Here is a 17,663-nt window from a genome sequence, read left to right as displayed (position 1 = left end):
ATATCGCCATATGTACAAGTATTAGCTGAAAAGAAACCTTCTTGCCGGTGCAAGAAGGTTTCTTTTTAAGCTAATTTATTTCTGTATAATGATACGTGAAATACTGTCATTTGAATAAAGAAAATAGAAAATAGAATATATAATGGGTATCCAGGAAGATATTCATTAATAATAGGCGAAAAAGTTAAAAATCCAACTGCACAAGGTAACACAAACCATAACGATACAAATGTTGTTCGACAAGCTTTATCCGTAATCGCTTTTTCACGTTCATCTTCTAGTGGAAATAATAATGGATACATCCAAAAAGATAAATTCTTATATTTTTTCTTTTGAATTCTATAAAAAATTGTAACTATAATAGCTCCAATAAATAATAAAATAAATGGTACTCCATTAACCGCTACTTCAAACGGGAATTTCTCGTTTTTAAATATGTCTGCTAACTCTGTAATAACACTATAAAATTCAACAAATATCCAGCATGCTAGTGCAGTATAGAGTACATTTATAATATAAGAAAAACCAATTCTACTCATCCTCTTCCCCCTCCTTATTTAAAACAAACACGTCTTCCATCTTTAACTGGAATACATCACAAATCATCAATGCTAGTAACAATGAAGGAACGTAATCCCCTTTTTCAATTGCAGCAACTGTTTGTCTCGTCACTCCAACCTTTTCTGCTAATACACTTTGTGAAAAATTAAAACGAGCTCTTAATTCTTTTACTTTGTTTAAAATGGTCAAATTTACCACCTCTCACCATTATTGTATGCTATCCTTAACAAAATGTAAACTTAACTTAACATTAATATTGTAAAAAATCCAACTCTACGTATTGTAAAGTTGGATTACGTTTTAGTTTAAAATTGTAACTTTAACGATTTTTCTTCCCCATTGACTAGAAGACCCTTTATCAGGCATTAACACATCAATTCTGTTACCTTTAATCGCTCCACCAGTATCTGCTGCAATTGCGACTCCATAACCTTCAACATTTACAGTTTTGCCTAATGGAATAACACTTGGATCTACAGCAATTAATTTCATTCCTGGGTTTGCAGTTAGATTATAACCTTTACCACCTGGTCCCCATGCAGAAAATACTTGTTGACCTGACGCATAACCATTTTCCGCTGGATCAGCTGTATAAGCTGTAGCTTCTACATAAATTTCTTTCCCACCAGCAGTTGGCTTAGAAGGTTGTGCAGGTTCTACCTTCGAATTATTATTAGCAACTGGTTCTGCCGGTTTACTAGCTTTTTCTTGCTTTTGCTTTTCAGCAATTTCCGCTTGTGCTTTCGCTAAAGCTTCTTGCTCAGCCTTTGCAGCCGCTTCTGCTTTTGCACGCTCTTCCGCTGCGATTCTTGCTGCTTCTTGTTCACGAGCAATTGTTTCTTGTACTGCCTTCATATTTGATTCAATTTTAGCTTTCTCTTCCGCTGCTAAATTAAGCTGACTTGCAACCTCATTATATTTAGCTTGAACTGTTTGTAAGTTATCTTGACGTTTTTTCAAGTTATCTTGCAGTTCAGCTTGCGCTTTTGCTAATTTTTGTTTGTCTACTACTAAAGATGCTTCTTTTTCGTCAATTGTTTTCTTATCTTCTTCAATTTGACGAAGATCTTGTTCTTGTAGACGTAAAATTTCTTTATCAGCTTCTAGAATAGTAGAAACTGCGTTCATACGTTGTAAGAAGTCTGCAAAGTTTTTTGACTCTACTACAACTTCTACTACTAAACTTGTATTTGAACTGTTTTGAACAGAAACCATACGTTTTCTCATAATGTCTTTACGAGCAAGGACTTTATCCTCTAAAACGACAATTTCTTCCTTTTTTTGTTCAATCTGCTTATGTGTTTCATCGATTTTACGTTGAATAGCAGCTTGATCCTCTTTATTTTTTGCAATTGTATTATTTAAATTATGTAGTTCGTTTTCGATACCTTTAATTTCTTTACTAACAGCTTGCTTCTCTTGCTCTTTCTTTTGCATTTCTGCATCGTTTTGTTGCAATTGCTGTTGCATGTTGTTAAGTTTCTCGTCGTTTGACTCTGCTTTAACAGCGACTGTACTAGAAAGACCGATAATTCCTGCTAATACTAGACAGCTGATTCGCTTAAAATAGTTCATAATCCGACTCCCTTCTTATACAGTTATACATGATTTATTTTACAGTTTGTTTACAAAACGATTAAATACAGTTTATTTTTCGTGACAAAAAAAAGAGAATTATGAATAAAATGTAATAGATTCTTAAATATTTAACAATTCCTATATTTAAAAAATACAAAAGATGCTAAAATCCAAATATAGAGAAAATATAACTTTCGAAGGCGGTTGAAATAAATACATGTTTACTCAAAAGAAATCACTCCAACATACAATTGCTCAATTAGAAGAGCGTATACAAGAATTAGAAGCAGAATTGAAACAAAAAGATATTGAAAAACAAGAGACTATTTCGACTATCCACGATCGTGTACAAAGCGTTGTACACGAGCATCAACTTGTAAATAACCAACACAATACACTCCAAAATTTAGTTCAACAATTAAGTTCATGTTTCGAAAATGTTTCAACACGTACGACACATTCCAATGAGTTAAATAATGAAATGTTGCAAAAGGAACAAAGCTTAATTCAGTCTATTGCAGAAATTATTGACTGCTCTAATGAAGGAAAAGAATCCGTTCACCGCTTACTTATTGTAATTAATAAATTAGGTGAACAATCTCAACGCACGTCTAATAGTATGAATCATCTAAGCGAACGCTCAAAGGAAATCGAGCAAATTGTAGAAGTCATTCAAAACATTGCAGCACAAACAAATTTACTTGCCTTAAATGCGAGTATTGAAGCCGCACGTGCTGGAGAGCACGGTAAAGGATTCGCTGTCGTTGCCAATGAAGTAAGAAAACTAGCGGAAAGTACAGCAGAAAGCACAAAAAACATCGGCAACTTAACGAAAAAAATTCAAGAAGAAATTGAAAAAGCATACGATAATACAAAAGATAATTTACATTTAGTCGATGAAGGTGTAGAAATGAGCGCCGATACAAACGCTAGAATTGAAAATATTTTAGTTATGATTCAAACGTTACAAAATGGCGCTACAAATGTTATTAAGGCTATTGAAAACCAAAAGTCTTGTAATGATGACATATTACGAGAATTCGCTAATACACAACAAATGTTCCAAAAATTAAATACTACTATTATGAATCATATTCATGATGCTGAAAAAGTCGATGTTCAATTGTCTAAAAGTCTTCAAGGAACAGTAACTTCTTAATTAAAAATAAAAATCCCTTATACTGCTATAAGGGATTTTTATTTTATTTCGAATATTTATTTCTTTTCAATATTCATCCATATCTTTGTTATAATGGAAAAGTTGTTTCTTTCAACTAATAAACAAGGAGGTTATTATGGAACAATTTTACTACGTTTTAAAATATTTAATTCTCGGTCTGTTCCAAGGACTAACAGAACCAATTCCGATTTCTTCAAGTGGTCACCTCGTTTTAGCACAACATTTGCTAGGACTAAAAATAGAAGGATTTAGCTTCGAACTACTTGTTAATTCAGCTTCATTATTAGCTGTATTACTTATTTATAGAAATGATTTAATTCGTCTGACGAAGAATGGTCTCTCTTATATATTTACAAGAGCAGAAGACGCGAAATCAGATTTCTTCTTTATTATTTATCTTGTTATTGCAACCATTCCAGCAGGTGTTATTGGTGTTTTATTTAAAGATTACATCGATCAGTACTTAAAAGGTGTGAAGATAGTTGGGATTTCCCTTCTTATTACTGCTGTCGGCCTTTGGATTATTAGAAATTTACGCGGTCGTAAAAATGATGGCGACCTTTCTATGAAAGATGCAATCATCGTCGGATTAGCACAAGCTTGCGCACTGATTCCTGGAATAAGCCGATCTGGTGCCACAATCGTAGCAGCAATGTTACTTGGTATGAAGCAAGAAACAGCTCTTCGCTTCTCATTCTTACTATACATTCCTGTTAGCTTAGGTGGCTTATTGTTAAGCATTACAGACATTGCAAATGATCCAAATCTAGACACATTATTCGTACCATATGTCGTTGCATTCATCGCAACATTTATCATGACGTATATTTCACTAAAATGGTTTATGAACATTATGGCAAAAGGAAATTTAAAGTATTTCTCTTTCTATTGTATTATCGTAGGTGTACTTACTCTTATTTTCTTATAAAGTGAAACTTACAAATCGAAAGCGAGTCATTCTATTACACTAGATGACTCGCTTTTTTATACCTTTATTAAGTTAAAACCTATCATTCACTTATAATTTTCAGAATATTATAATAATTATTAAGTTCACTATTATAGTAAAGCTATCTTTCCTACTATTATCGTAAAAGAGGTGTTTATATACTTATAGTTACTAAACTCATTCACATTAAGTACGGATATGAAAGTGAGCTACTTTGTGAGCTTAAACAATATTATCCTTCCCCTGGAACGAACGGTTTTATTAACATAGAGTTTTCACATGTTCATCGTACAAATGATAAGACAGAATATATGTTTCGTATGTTATGGAAAACACAACAAGATTACCATACATGGCTTTCTCAAAGAAAAGGCCATGAAACTTTGAAGTACAAAATACAAGGCTATATCCTTTCTTCCAAATCAAATGCTACCTATGTGCATTAACTCTTCTCTTTTTATTCCTTGCGAGGAGAAAAATGATAAAGTGAAACTTTAATCCTCACCAATCGTGCTTCCCACAAATAGCGGGATAAAGAGCCCTCTTACTTTTCATACTGTAAGAGGGCTTCTCTTATGCATACACTTTCTTTTCTTGACAATACAAACGAATAACATGTTTATTTTGTTGAAATACATCATGCGTCAGACGAATAATAATAAAGTTTCGTTTTGTTTGATCATCATGAACAAAAATCTGTTCTCCCTCCTGAAAACGCCATGCACTTTCAAAAGTCGTAATATGATCCCCACTTACAGAAAAAAGTTCATATCGCATCTCTTGTACCCTCTCTCAACTTACATAATCATAATATCCTTATATTAAATTTATTATAACTTAATTCCTATAAAATTAGTAATTATTTCTATTTCGAAAGATTTTAACTTTGTATTTAAATATTTTTAGCGCTATAATGATAAACGAATTTTTATTGAAAGGAGTTTCACTTTGACTGCATATTTATTTCCAGTAAAAACAGCATTTATTTTATTTCCTTTTTTAGCAATGTTTCTTTTAATCCCTTTTCTAATATTTAATTATCGAAAATACGGTTATTTAAATAAATGGCGCTCATTTATTTTATACTCATTATTACTTTACTTATTAAATGCCTATTTTCTTGTTATTTTGCCGTTGCCACAAACGTTTGATACTTGTAGCCTACAATCGGCTAATACACAACACATGCAACTCTCACCATTTTATTTCATACAAGAGATTAGTAGTCATACATCGGCAGTTTTAACGAAACCGGCTACTTATTTCTACTTATTAAAAGAGTCTGCTTTTTTACAAGTTGCATTTAATGTTCTATTAACTGTTCCATTCGGTATTTACTTACGTTATTATTTCCGACGTAGTTTCCTACAAACAATTTACATTTCCTTTTTCCTTTCACTATTTTTCGAGCTAACACAAGTGACTGGATTATACGGTATATACAATTGTGCATACCGATTATTTGATATCGATGATTTGTTTTTAAATACATTAGGTGGCGTAATTGGTTTTATCATTGCACCAATATTTACGTACTTCCTTCCAAAAACAAACGAGTTAGATAGTCATATTAATTTAGAAACGAAACCAGTCGGATTCATTCGTCGCCTTATCGCGATGCAAATTGATTGGATTTTCTTATCTATCGTTGTACCTGTCATTAAAAACAAAGGAAATTCTTTCTTCGTTTCTAATATGCAATCTTACACCAATATGTATGAACTCATTTTCATTACGTGTTCAATCCTTATTTACTTTATTATTATTCCATACTTTACGAATGGAAAAACAATTGGGAAAGCATTGCTTCGCATTCACCTGAAAGGAAAATCAGATCGTATTACATTAAAAGAACTATTTATTCGATACGGTATATTTTATTTTGCGTTAGGCGGAATCAATTATATTCTTTCTAGTAGTTCTATGTTAAATCATACAGAACCTTTAGTATTACTCGTTACATTGTTATTCCTATTCATCATTAACGGCCTGTTTATTATTCATGTTTTACTGCATGTATTTAGCCGTGATAAACTACTATTTTATGAGCATATTAGTCATACAAGAAATGCAATTACACTAAAAAAAGCTGACAAATAATTATTTGTCAGCTTTTTCATATACATAATGTGAAACTTTAATCAACCCTCCCAAAACGAGCGGTTATCTCCCACCGAATTTTGAGATGGGAGTATTACTGCCCGTTAATGCGGGATAAATAACTTTTCTGCATAAGGATTAAAAAACATTCCAAGTTCATCTAGAGACTTCCTCGCCTGTAAAAACGAATGAAACTCTGGATATATATCTTGTAATTGCTCATACGATAATGTATGCATTTTCCCCCAATGCGGACGCCCTTCATACTTCATAAAAATTTTTTCCACTTCGCCAAAGTAAGCAGCATATTTCATACCTTTATACATATGAACAGCGATATACGCTGAATCTCTTCCATAGGCTGGACTAAGCCATATATCATCACCTTTCACATAGCGGCATTCGATCGGGAAGTGCACCTTATACTTTTTCTTTTCAATAAGATTTGAGATTTCTTCTACCACAGTCCTCATATACTTTGAAGGAATGCTATACTCCATTTCATAAAATAGTACCGTACGTGATGTAGCAAATACTTCATAGCTCGGGCCAATTATTTTTGTGTTTGGTACAGCCTTAGCTGATAATCGACTCACTCCTTTACTTATAGAAGGAAACCATTTACACCCTTTAGATAGTAAAGAGAACATCCTATTTTCAAGTAACTCCACCTTTAGTTTATGCCATTTCAAATCACTGCCTGTATTCGTTGTTTCGTTCGTAAGTTTTACTTGTACTTCATCAGAATAAGGAAAAACGAAAAATTCAAAGTGACGATGCTTCTTATACTCTTCTAGTTTGTTCATTACAGTAGATAATGACTGTTTTTCACTTTCATAAACGAGTGAATACGCTGGAATAACCTTCAATTTTATCTTTACAATGATACCTAACATTCCAAGTGACAACTGAAACGCTCTCCAATATTCTACGTTCTCAGCTTCCGAACAAACTATACTCTCACCATTAGATAAAACTGCCGTAATCTCTATAACTTGTGTTGATAAGCTCCCAAAGGTAATACCCGTTCCATGAGTCCCCGTACTAATCGCTCCTGCAATAGATTGCGAATCAATATCTCCTAAATTTTCTTGCGCATAACCTTTTTCCTCAAGTAACTTCCCTAAATCATATAACTTTGTTCCTGCCCACACTTCAGCGACCATCTTCTCTTCATCAATATTCACAATGCCCTTCAATTCATCTAAAGAAACTAAAACTTCTTCCGTTTGCACAAGGGGTGTAAACGAGTGTCCTGAACCAACAACACGAATTTTCTGCCCCTTTTTTCGTGCAACCCCCACTACTTCTACTACATCTTGTATACTTTCTGGATACATCGTATAATGCGGCGTCCCTTCTACATTCCCTGTCCAATTCCTCCACCTTTGTCCCTTTATAGAAAGCATTGGCCATCCCCCCGATATGTTGAATACTCCCCAACAATCTCTCCTTGTTTAACACGATACAAAAAAGGAAAGCGTTCACATAATTCACCAGCCTTACTATGACGAAACAAAATGGACTCTCCTATGTCCACTCTTTCCTCGCCGTTATAAAATATTGGCGTTTGTACCTCGCCAGCACCTTCTAAAGCTAATAGTTTTGCACCCTTTGGTCTCCAAACTTCAGGCTCTTTATCTTTTCCAACTGCTCCTGAAGCAATATATCCACCACCTAGGCAAGTGTAAATAAACGGGACTGGTTTACGCACAACTGGTAAGGCAAATCCGACCGCTGGATGAAATTTCACCTCTTTATAATAATCAAACAGCTTCGGAGAATAAAAAGCAGAACCTATTGTAATCTCTGAAACTGAATTATCTTTCTCAGTTGTTTTTATGCTTCCTGTTCCGCCTCCATTTACAAACCTTAGCTCAATACCAAGTTTTTGTATTGCTTTTACAATATATTCTCTTCTTTCTTTAACTTCTAGCACTGATTTCTGCTTTAAATACGAAATCACTTTACTTTTCAGCCATTGATTCGGTATATGGTCTCCCACCCCAGCAATTTGAGCTTCATAACCCATCACACCATCTAACATTAAATATGATGACCTTCTCACCTTTTCTACTACTTTCAACGCATCCTGCACATTTTTTACTGGGGATCTTTGTACACCAAAATGAAATTGAAAGAAACGACTACTCATATCAATATCCAAACAAACACGAAAACATCCTTTAGATTTCTCAGCAATTTTTTCTAAATACACAATATGCTCTTCACAATCCACCATACAAGTTATAATGAAACCTTTCTTTGTTAGCAAACTAATTTCATACAAAGCTCTTTCATCATAAGCAGGATATCCAAGCAATAAATCATTAAATCCTTGTTCTATTAAAAATAAAGTCTCTCTAGGTGAAAAGCACATAATACCTTGAAATCGATCATTTGCAGCTAAAATCTTTTGCATAATCGGAACAGAACGTAACGATTTACTCGCTATACGAATCTTCTTATTTCCACTTAACTCTATAATTGATTGAATATTTCTATCTAAAGCCACTTCATCCAAAAATGCACACGGTAATGGAACTTCTTTAAAAATTCCTCGATCCACATTTTTCTCTCCTCTTCTCAATATGTCTTATACATATTGGAAAGAAAGTGTGATTTTCCTGTTTGCAAATAAAAAAAGTTTCTTCTTTACGAAGAAACTTTTTGAAACTACTTCATAGAAATAGTCGCCTCTACTGGATAATGATCAGAGTAATCATTATACGTATATTTTTGGAACCATGATGTAACAGTCCATTGTGGAGATTTCGGCTGTAACACCTTATTCTCTATATACGATGGGTTCGCATGGTCTTTGCTTGCAATAATATAATCTAAATACTCGGCAGGACTATCAGGGAAATTATATTTTGCAATACTGTTTGTCGTTGCATCCCAAGTCGCTGTATGTCCAGTATAAGATGGTACAGAAGCGTTCAATGTTTTAAACATAGATGTATACTCTGAATCATTCTTGTTCTCTGCATTTATTTTATTTACGTTCATATCACCACCAATTAACACATACTCATTATTTGGTATATTTTTATTTTTAATAAAATCTTGAATTTCTTTTAATTGGTTCGTACGTACAGATGCAGGTGAAGTTTTTCCGCACATACTATCTTCAGCCTGCAAATGCGTCCCAATTACGTGAATGAAACGATCATTTTTCTTAATTTTCGTATATACAAATCCTTTATTCGATAAATTATCTGGCCCGCATCCTTTTGCAAATACATATTGAATCTTTTCAGCGATTGGCCATTTGCTGACAATCGCAACGCCACCATCTTCAGGAGTTGAAGATGAATAGTTCCCTAACGTTTTATCCCATTCGCTTCCACTACTACGACCTAATACTGCTGTTTGATTTGGATATTCTTTCTTCAAATTACCTAATAAACGATCTGATGCGCTATTATCAAACACTTCATTTAATATAACAACATCTTGATTCTTTATATAATCTGCCGCCCCAATTAAATCAGCACGCTCAGTTTGTCCCCAGTTTGGATATAAGTTTGTTGATAGCATATATACATTATGCGTCATCACTTTTAATGTATCATTTTGATTTGTAGATGCTTCTGCTTGAGCTGACGTTCCGCTATATAAAGCTCCTAAACCAACACCTAAGCTAAGTACACCTTTTAGCAATTTACCTTTCACGTTTCATACCTCCATGTATTGTATAGTGATAAAAAGGCCAAATACTCTATTCTGAGATTTGACCTTCTTCAAATACTTAACGATTTCCGTACGTATCAAACCAAAGCTGAATATATCCAGCAGTAACACGTTGTGCATCCATTAAACGCTTACCTGTCATTGGTGTAACTTCAGCGCGCCATTTATCTGCATATTCTTGTGATACAGCTGCTCTTACGAACCAATCTTTCGTATTATCATTTACAATGCCAGCATAATCTTGCTTCGCAACTACTGCCGCTCCATGAATCCAATCTTCTGGATTCGTACCTTTCCAGTTCCAATACCCATTTCCATCCGTTACTTTATAATTATCTTTTATCGTATCTACAAAGTTTTCATATTTAGAATGGAATCCTTGTGGATACGAAAGATTCGTAAAGTTTGCCGCATGCATCGGTTGGTTTACATCACCTAAATAATGAAGAGATAATCCTAAATAGAAGAATGCTTGTTTCATATCTTTATTTTTGTAAGACTCACCAGCTAATTTAAAATATTTAGCTCCAGTTTCCTTTGCCTGCTTTGCATACGGAATATAAGTTTTCCCATTGTCAGGGTCATAGAAATGTGAAGCAAATGTGCTATTATCATAATAAGGATTTTCATAGTCAGCAGCATAAATACCGTTCTCTAACTCAGTACGCCATTCATTTAATAGTGCAACTCGATCTTGTTTTACAAGTGTTGTATTACGAGACATAATATCAATTGCACGATTTACAATCCATAAATGAGAATTCACGCCTTCTTTATGTTTATCTTCAGCAGACCAGCGCGGAATAACTCCAAATCTCTGTCCCCCATCATTTTCATGAGCAAATGCAACACTTTGTAATGGAGCAACTAATGTAATAGCTGCCGCTAAAGCAAGTACTTTCTTTTTCATATAAAATCCTCCATTTTATAATTGAATTATTGTAAACATTTTGTTAGGATCCTATGATGTCATCTGGTTAACCTATGACTAGAATATCCCACCTTTCATGAAAATTCTATCACTAAATCAAAATATGCAAATGTTCATATCATTATAACTTTATACACAGTGAATATAATGAATGAATACACTTTCATTTTAATAAACTATTATTAAGGCTTGTCTAAACTAATGTAAAAAAAGAGTAAAGCACCCACATGCTTTACTCTTTTTTTCTATTCGATAATATACTTGGCAATTGTACATTAACTGCCAACTTATGTATAAATCCAAACACTAATCCGATCCCTATAAATATGTATAATATCGTAAATATCTTTCCGAAGTCAGTTTGGGGACTAAATTGCCCATCACCGACAGTAGTCAGCGTCACAACGCTAAAATATAAAGCATCCAGAGGACGTAACCCCTCCACTGTACTATAAAAGATTGTACCAGATATTAATGTCAAAATTGTTAATACGAATAACACTTGAAATTCTTTATCTTTCCATGCTCGCAAACAAGCTTTTAGCATCCGTTTCAATGTCAATATAAATGAAAGCATTAGACTTCCCCTTCCAAACAAAATACCTTTAGTTACAGGAAAGTCTATCACCTTTCAGTATAGAAAAAAAGTAGCCCTCTTCTATTTCTAGAAAAGGGCTACTCTTTTCGATTCTATCTTATTTAGGTGAAACAAGAATTTTCACTTGTGTTTTATCTTTTACAAGTGCTTCAAATCCTTCTTCAACAACTTGATCCACTGTAATTTTTTTCGTAATTAATTTCTCTGCTTGAATTTGACCAGAGCTAATTAATTTAATAACAGCTGGGAAGATGTGACGGTATCCTAAAATACCAATAACTTCTTTTTCTTTTAATACTAAATTATTCGGAGTAATTGTTGCGTCTTTTTCCCATACACTAACAATTACAGTTTGTCCTTCGAAGCTTGTACTTTCAATCGCTTGGCGTAATACAACTTCAACACCTGTTACTTCAAAGCTAACATTTACACCTAAACCATTTGTTAAGTTACGAATTTCAGCTAGCACATCTTGAGTTGCTGGATTTAATACATAATCTGCACCTGCTAATTTCGCTAACTCTTGACGTTCTTTAGAAAGCTCAACTGCAATAACAGGAGTTGCTCCTGCTGCTTTAGCTGCTTGGATAACAAGAAGTCCAATTGGACCGCAACCAAATACTGCTACAGCTTCCCCTTCTTTTAATTTACTTTGACGTACTGCATGAACTGCTACTGCTGCTGGTTCTACAAGCGCACCTTGTTCATACGTCATTTCATCTGGAATGTGATGAACCATATCTTCTGGTACTACTGTATATTCAGAGAAACCGCCGCCTTCTCCGCCAAGACCGTGGAAAACAAGTTGTTCACAAACATTGTAATGTCCATGTTTACAAGCTTCACATTTACCACAAGAATAAATTGGTTCTACAACAACACGGTCTCCCACTTTATGAGATGTAACTCCTTCACCAATCTCTATTACCTCACCACTAAACTCATGACCTAAAATAACAGGTGCTTTCACATGTGTTAATGGATGTTCTTCTGTTGGAATAAAAATAGGCCCTGCTAAATATTCATGCAAGTCTGTCCCACAAATACCACACCATTTAACTTTGATTTTCACTGTTCCTGGTTTTACTGTTGGTTCTGGTACTTCTTCTACTCGTACATCACGTTGATTATGCCAAAGTAGTGCTTTCATTTTATACATCCCTCTCTATGTATATACTTAACCTGGTGAAGTTTACAAATCTATTATAATACTTCTATCCATATATTTCAAAAAAACAATCACATCCCTACTAATTTTTTACAAATAACGTTCAATATTTTGTCACTTTGTACTTTTTTCCACATCTGTTAATTCAATTTCATTGCAGGTGAAATTAGCATTGTGCCATAATAGCATTGGAGAGGTGAATATCGCTTGAAATATTTTATTTACTTTATCGTTATCGTGGCATTTTTAGATACATTTTCACAATTACCTATTATGAGTACTTTCGCTCAAAGCCTTGGAGGAACTCCTCTTATTATCGGGCTAGTTGTCGGTATGTACTCATTCGCTAATATGATTGGTAATATTATTGCTGGAGCCGCTGTCGATAAATTTGGTGCAAAAAAAATCCTTTATATAAGCATGGGAATTACGAGTTTCATAGTCTTGTTATACACCGTTGTTCAAAGTGGTGAACAACTATTAGTTGTGCGCTTTATGCATGGATTTAGTGATGGCTTTTTAATTCCTGCTGCCTTTACATTTTTATCAAAACAAACAAATGCAAAAAGACAAGGAAAAGCAATGGCTCTATCTGGTGCTGCTGTTGGAACAGCGGCAATCGTAGGACCTGCTTTCAGCGGTATTATGAAAGCAACAGCTGGCGTAGAATGGGTCTTCATTACTATTTCTATTTTAATGGCTCTTGGTACAATCGTATCTCTATTCTTCTTACCAAATAACGTATCAAGAAAAGATACATCAAGAACGCAAATGATGAACAAAGAAGATATGATTGAACTGTTAAAATCAGAACCGTTATTACAAGCATATATTGGTGCTTTCACATTAATGTTTTCACAAGGAATTGTCACTTATATGTTACCAGTAAAAGTTGAGGCATTAGCGCTTAAAGCATCTACAACAGGCATGATGTTAAGTGTATTTGGTATTACTGCTATCCTCTTCTTCTTGCTTCCAACAAATCGTATTTACGATCGATTTAATCGTTCGAAACTAATGCTAATCGGAATTGCAGTTATGGCATTCGCATTATCTTTACTCGGATTATTTGCTACAAAAGGTATGCTCTTTATTGTAATGATGATTTATGGAATTGGATTCGCAATCCTCTTTCCGTCTATTAACGCTTTACTCGTTGAAAATACTACAGACGATAATCGCGGAAAGGCATTCGGATTATTTTATGCCTTCTTCTCATTAGGAGTTGTTGCTGGCTCCTTTACAGTCGGCGCAATCGGAGCATCACCTAGCATCAGCTTCATTATCGGGACAGCATTTTTATTAACATTTGCTGGGATGATTTATGTAAGAAGCAAAGTAAAAAAGACAATGATGGGATAATCCATCGTTGTCTTTTTTAAAATGCATATTGATATAATCCGTAATATAATGGAAGCGTTGGAATAATTCCAATTAATTTAAATATAAAAGGTAATGGCTCATCTCGCTCTTCATATAAACGAAAAACAAAAACTGCAGTTAAAGTCCAAATGACGCTAAACAAGAAGATACATTTCCAAACAATCGAGGTTAATATTTGTATATCAAATACAAAACCAAAGAGCCCTATCCACGTAATAATAGATACTACAAAGTCAAACTTTTGAATTGGTGTTTGAAACATACCCCTTACTAACGAAATAATAGCTAACATTGCTACAATAACTAAATATATTTTCCAAAGCATAATGATAATCTCCTATTCAATTCAACTTTTAACTTTCAGCAAACCATATTTAATAAACAATATAGCATTATATTTTTCATAGAAATAATACAATGGATAACAAAATAAAAAGAAAATAAGTACAGTTGGTACATTGTCTACAATAGAAAAATATTTTACTAGTAATTCCTTAATACTCTCTCCAATAATAATAAACAATGGAATTATACAAATCATCGCTAATATTAAACATGACGTTACCCTTATTTCTTTCAACTTCACCTTACAATGTGGACACCTTAATGAAAAAGGATGTGGGAGATCAATAATATGTTGTACAGTAATATCCCCTTCACACTGTGGACATCCAATAACTTCTTTCATTTATCGCTTACTCCTTTCTATCTATAAAAAGAGCCATATTGAATAGAACTCTTTTTTGCCCAATATATTACTTTTGTGTATAACCAAATAACAATGTAAATAAATTGAGCCGTAAAGGCAATAATACATTACTTCTTTTAAAAAGAAAGTTTATAAATAACGACGATACTTCGACAATTTCCTCGGAAATATTTCCTTTCTCCACATAATTTGATACACTACACATGAATAAACATTTGTATTACATAAACTAAAATAATAACTTACTGTACAAATTAAAAAGCACACTCTTCATATGAAGAATGTGCTTTTATGTTATTAACGTTTAATCCAAACAGCGCCTGCCGATTTATCTTCTGCCTGTCCAACAACTTGGAATTTAAGTCCAAGGTTTGGAACTTTTCTTCCTGCATCTACAATTTGCTTGTTACTATATACTTTTGAATCATCAAAAGTTGTAACACCTTGTAATCCAGAATAGTTAAACTGGCCACGTGTTAATGAATTTACACTCCATGCTGGTGTTTTATCAAATGAAAATGCAGCGTCTGCAATTTGCATGCCCGTATTACCGTACGCTGGTTTCCCGTTCAGATTACCAACAAGTGCTTCTGGATGAGAATCTACAACCCCAAGGAATCCTTCACCTGGATGCACCCCAACCCAGTTATCTTTAAAGCTATCATCTGCATACCAAACGACAAGACCTGTATTATACACTGGACCTTTTCCTGCTTTTAATCCATTATCTGATCCCGCATAGTTTCTCCATTCTAAGTAGTAATAATGAGCTTTCTTCTCTGTCCCATCAGAAACAACAAAACCATTTAAATTCATTTTAGACTGTCCTTCTGCATCATCAGAAAATACAACTTGTCCATCAACAGTTACATTTACATCGTCCATCGCAAAACCTTTATATGTTACAGCCGGATCTGTAATATAGTCGAATTGTAGTTTCACTTTTTTGCCTTTAAATTGACTTAAATCATATGATTTATCAATCCATTTCCCATCTGTTGTATCTTTATCTCCTTGGACTACTTTTTCTCCAAGTCTATCAATTAATGTTTTCGTTCCATCTTCTGTTACTGCATGTACTTCGACGAAATCGCACTCTGCTTCTAACTCATAATTTGCTTTATAATCGAATTTTGTATTTGTTCCTTTTGTTAAGTCAAAGAATGGTGTCTCTAACGTTGTATGCATATCATCGCCTCTTGTACTATAATATGCATGCTTTCCAAACGCCGGTTTAATCGTTTCAACACTTTTACCTGGTAAGTTAACACGTACAACGCCTGGACGATTTGATTTCGTAACACTTTGATCAATATATGTAGGAACTCCCACACCACTCTTAATTTTATCGTAATCTACTTCTAATATTTTTGCCCAGTTGCCACCCATATTCTTTTGTAAGAAGTCTTTATTTTGTGGTGAAAAACTTGTCGGCTCCGTTCCTGCGATTTTTCCTGTCCAACTACCTCCACTCATTAATGACCAAGCTTCGACAGGTGAACCATTTCCAGTATATTTCGTGTCATATTCATCTGGTAATCCAAGATCATGTCCAAATTCATGCGCAAACACACCTACAGCTCCATCTTCTGGTTCAATTGTGTAATCATGTGCTGCTACTTTTCCACCAAAGTAATCTACCTTTGATTTTGTACCTTCAATCGCTACTGGATCTACTGCTAATTTTGAACGATGTGACCAGATCGCATCATCACCTAATTTACCGCCACCAGCTTCTTGACCAACACCAGCATGGATTACCATTAAATGATCAATTACACCGTCAGGTTCGTTTTGATTCCCATCCCCGTTTGTATCATATCTATCAAACTGATCAAACTGAGATAAATCTAGTCCTTTCTCAGCAGCTGCATGCAAAGCTTCTTTCACTAAATCACGTGCACCTTTCGGACCTTTATTATCGTGACCACTGCTACCATCAGCTCCATAATCAGATGCTTTTCCTGGAACTGTTAGCCACTCCGTTACATATCCGTCTGTCGTATAACTACCACCAGACTGCTCTTCATAGTATTGTTTAAATGTTTTTACTTTTGAACCATCAAATAATGTATAAGGCTCCTTACCAAACAACATCTTTTGATAATGTTCTCTACTAAAGTCTTTCGAATACATATAACCTGGTGTTTGATCAATATTATTATGTTTATAATCACTAAATTCAACGAGTAGCACTAATACTTTATCTGATCGAACAGATCCTTTATATGGAGCTTGCTTTGCTTTTGAAGTTGGAACTTGCCCATTCAATTGCTTTTTATTTGGTTCTGGCTTTTGCTCAAGATTAATATTTTTTTCAGTCTTTTTTACATTTTCCTTTTCTTCCATCTTTTTCTCTTTTACTTTTTTTGTGAAATCAGACGTTTCTTGTGAGGGAGCATCTGGAAGAATTTCTTTGTTCGCCTGATCTCCTTGTTTCTTTTCAATATATTGCTCGACAGCCTTTTTCGTCTCTTCTTTAGAAGATGCTGGATTAATTGTTCCTCTTTCTTTCAAAGCTTCCGCTAAACGATCTTCTTGAATTAAATTGTAATCAATTGGCGTTGTAGACACATTCTCTTTCTCTTTTGCTGGCGTTTCTGCATATGCTAACGGCGCACTCATTACAGATGTGCATCCGATAATTGCTGCAATTGCTAATGATGACAACACTTTAAATGGGGCTTTTCTTCTCATTCCATTTCTCTCCTTTTATAAAACTTAAAATTCAGATAAATCGGTGCATTTTTGTCGAAATCTCTGTTTACTACCCTCCCTATATAAAAAGACATAATTCTATAAACATTGAA

Annotated in this window: 17 protein-coding genes and 1 pseudogene; 5 read left to right on the top strand and 13 right to left on the bottom strand. The window is 34.1% G+C overall.

Going from position 1 to position 17,663, the window contains the following annotated elements; genetic code table 11:
• Positions 1-65 precede the first annotated feature (65 nt).
• From ACLBXA_RS23130 to ACLBXA_RS23120, 3 genes are all read right to left on the bottom strand, one after another.
• Positions 66-539 carry a hypothetical protein gene (locus ACLBXA_RS23130; protein ID WP_044783735.1) on the bottom strand — a complete coding sequence of 158 codons (474 nt, stop codon included), beginning with the start codon at positions 537-539 and terminating at the stop codon, positions 66-68.
• Positions 532-744: a helix-turn-helix transcriptional regulator gene (locus tag ACLBXA_RS23125; RefSeq protein WP_170952475.1), complete on the bottom strand. Its 213-nt coding sequence runs from the start codon at positions 742-744 to the stop codon at positions 532-534. The genes ACLBXA_RS23130 and ACLBXA_RS23125 overlap by 8 nt, the downstream gene beginning before the upstream one ends.
• Positions 745-861: 117 nt before the next feature.
• Positions 862-2,136, bottom strand: coding sequence for a 3D domain-containing protein (locus tag ACLBXA_RS23120; RefSeq protein ID WP_001105781.1), 1,275 nt, complete (start codon positions 2,134-2,136; stop codon positions 862-864).
• Positions 2,137-2,767: 631 nt separating this feature from the next.
• Between ACLBXA_RS23120 and ACLBXA_RS23115 the strand changes: the two are divergent.
• The 3 genes and pseudogenes from ACLBXA_RS23115 to ACLBXA_RS23105 form a co-directional block, all read left to right on the top strand.
• Positions 2,768-3,298 (top strand): annotated as a pseudogene (locus ACLBXA_RS23115) (methyl-accepting chemotaxis protein); the annotation flags it as partial.
• 136 nt (positions 3,299-3,434) lie between these two features.
• A complete protein-coding gene (locus tag ACLBXA_RS23110) occupies positions 3,435-4,247 on the top strand; it encodes an undecaprenyl-diphosphate phosphatase (protein ID WP_447617546.1) in 813 nt (270 codons plus the stop codon).
• A gap of 179 nt (positions 4,248-4,426) precedes the next feature.
• The gene (locus tag ACLBXA_RS23105) at positions 4,427-4,714 is read left to right on the top strand and encodes a hypothetical protein (protein ID WP_043333453.1); all 288 of its coding nucleotides are present in this window, start codon (positions 4,427-4,429) and stop codon (positions 4,712-4,714) included.
• Between the two features lie 127 nt (positions 4,715-4,841).
• On the opposite strand, the gene ACLBXA_RS23100 is transcribed toward ACLBXA_RS23105, so the two are convergent.
• Positions 4,842-5,045 (bottom strand): hypothetical protein, encoded by a 204-nt coding sequence (locus tag ACLBXA_RS23100; protein WP_001268332.1) that lies wholly within the window; start codon positions 5,043-5,045, stop codon positions 4,842-4,844.
• Positions 5,046-5,216: 171 nt separating this feature from the next.
• Here ACLBXA_RS23100 and ACLBXA_RS23095 point away from each other — a divergent pair, with 171 nt between their 5' ends.
• Complete coding sequence (locus ACLBXA_RS23095) at positions 5,217-6,368, top strand: VanZ family protein (protein ID WP_000128031.1); 1,152 nt, start codon at positions 5,217-5,219, stop codon at positions 6,366-6,368.
• A gap of 104 nt (positions 6,369-6,472) precedes the next feature.
• On the opposite strand, the gene ACLBXA_RS23090 is transcribed toward ACLBXA_RS23095, so the two are convergent.
• The 6 genes from ACLBXA_RS23090 to bdhA form a co-directional block, all read right to left on the bottom strand.
• The gene (locus ACLBXA_RS23090) at positions 6,473-7,777 is read right to left on the bottom strand and encodes a D-arabinono-1,4-lactone oxidase (protein ID WP_000948962.1); all 1,305 of its coding nucleotides are present in this window, start codon (positions 7,775-7,777) and stop codon (positions 6,473-6,475) included.
• The gene (locus ACLBXA_RS23085) at positions 7,765-8,937 is read right to left on the bottom strand and encodes an amino acid deaminase/aldolase (RefSeq protein ID WP_000373749.1); all 1,173 of its coding nucleotides are present in this window, start codon (positions 8,935-8,937) and stop codon (positions 7,765-7,767) included. Before ACLBXA_RS23085 ends, ACLBXA_RS23090 begins: the two co-directional genes overlap by 13 nt.
• A gap of 107 nt (positions 8,938-9,044) precedes the next feature.
• Entirely contained in the window at positions 9,045-10,046 is a 1,002-nt protein-coding gene (sph, locus tag ACLBXA_RS23080) for a sphingomyelinase C (RefSeq protein WP_000676793.1), read from the bottom strand.
• A gap of 76 nt (positions 10,047-10,122) precedes the next feature.
• Complete coding sequence (gene cerA, locus ACLBXA_RS23075) at positions 10,123-10,974, bottom strand: phospholipase CerA (protein ID WP_000730997.1); 852 nt, start codon at positions 10,972-10,974, stop codon at positions 10,123-10,125.
• A 253-nt stretch (positions 10,975-11,227) separates the two neighbouring features.
• Positions 11,228-11,572 (bottom strand): potassium channel family protein, encoded by a 345-nt coding sequence (locus ACLBXA_RS23070; RefSeq protein WP_000948035.1) that lies wholly within the window; start codon positions 11,570-11,572, stop codon positions 11,228-11,230.
• Between the two features lie 118 nt (positions 11,573-11,690).
• Positions 11,691-12,743 carry a (R,R)-butanediol dehydrogenase gene (gene bdhA, locus ACLBXA_RS23065; protein ID WP_000645827.1) on the bottom strand — a complete coding sequence of 351 codons (1,053 nt, stop codon included), beginning with the start codon at positions 12,741-12,743 and terminating at the stop codon, positions 11,691-11,693.
• A 225-nt stretch (positions 12,744-12,968) separates the two neighbouring features.
• Between bdhA and ACLBXA_RS23060 the strand changes: the two genes are divergently transcribed.
• On the top strand, positions 12,969-14,123 hold the full coding sequence (locus ACLBXA_RS23060) for an MFS transporter (protein ID WP_000873268.1): 1,155 nt from the start codon (positions 12,969-12,971) through the stop codon (positions 14,121-14,123).
• A gap of 16 nt (positions 14,124-14,139) precedes the next feature.
• On the opposite strand, the gene ACLBXA_RS23055 is transcribed toward ACLBXA_RS23060, so the two are convergent.
• From ACLBXA_RS23055 to inhA2, 3 genes are all read right to left on the bottom strand, one after another.
• Positions 14,140-14,469 carry a hypothetical protein gene (locus ACLBXA_RS23055; RefSeq protein ID WP_000964465.1) on the bottom strand — a complete coding sequence of 110 codons (330 nt, stop codon included), beginning with the start codon at positions 14,467-14,469 and terminating at the stop codon, positions 14,140-14,142.
• 21 nt (positions 14,470-14,490) lie between these two features.
• Complete coding sequence (locus ACLBXA_RS23050; protein ID WP_000665762.1) at positions 14,491-14,832, bottom strand: hypothetical protein; 342 nt, start codon at positions 14,830-14,832, stop codon at positions 14,491-14,493.
• Positions 14,833-15,150: 318 nt separating this feature from the next.
• Positions 15,151-17,550: a M6 family metalloprotease immune inhibitor InhA2 gene (inhA2, locus tag ACLBXA_RS23045; protein ID WP_097891592.1), complete on the bottom strand. Its 2,400-nt coding sequence runs from the start codon at positions 17,548-17,550 to the stop codon at positions 15,151-15,153.
• Positions 17,551-17,663 lie beyond the last annotated feature (113 nt).

It is taken from the genome of Bacillus sp. D48C (genome assembly GCF_053345735.1).
Note: the sequence above shows the minus strand (reverse complement) of the source record. Positions and strands in the feature narration are given on the sequence as shown.

Bases quoted from the DNA above. Each gene is read 5' to 3' on its own strand.
- ACLBXA_RS23090 (WP_000948962.1), bottom strand. From the start codon at position 7,777: ATGCTTTCTATAAAGGGACAAAGGTGGAGGAATTGGACAGGGAATGTA.
- ACLBXA_RS23100 (WP_001268332.1), bottom strand. From the start codon at position 5,045: ATGCGATATGAACTTTTTTCTGTAAGTGGGGATCATATTACGACTTTT.
- ACLBXA_RS23110 (WP_447617546.1), top strand. From the start codon at position 3,435: ATGGAACAATTTTACTACGTTTTAAAATATTTAATTCTCGGTCTGTTC.
- ACLBXA_RS23070 (WP_000948035.1), bottom strand. From the start codon at position 11,572: ATGCTTTCATTTATATTGACATTGAAACGGATGCTAAAAGCTTGTTTG.
- ACLBXA_RS23055 (WP_000964465.1), bottom strand. From the start codon at position 14,469: ATGCTTTGGAAAATATATTTAGTTATTGTAGCAATGTTAGCTATTATT.
- ACLBXA_RS23050 (WP_000665762.1), bottom strand. From the start codon at position 14,832: ATGAAAGAAGTTATTGGATGTCCACAGTGTGAAGGGGATATTACTGTA.
- ACLBXA_RS23120 (WP_001105781.1), bottom strand. From the start codon at position 2,136: ATGAACTATTTTAAGCGAATCAGCTGTCTAGTATTAGCAGGAATTATC.
- inhA2 (WP_097891592.1), bottom strand. From the start codon at position 17,550: ATGAGAAGAAAAGCCCCATTTAAAGTGTTGTCATCATTAGCAATTGCA.
- cerA (WP_000730997.1), bottom strand. From the start codon at position 10,974: ATGAAAAAGAAAGTACTTGCTTTAGCGGCAGCTATTACATTAGTTGCT.
- bdhA (WP_000645827.1), bottom strand. From the start codon at position 12,743: ATGAAAGCACTACTTTGGCATAATCAACGTGATGTACGAGTAGAAGAA.
- ACLBXA_RS23130 (WP_044783735.1), bottom strand. From the start codon at position 539: ATGAGTAGAATTGGTTTTTCTTATATTATAAATGTACTCTATACTGCA.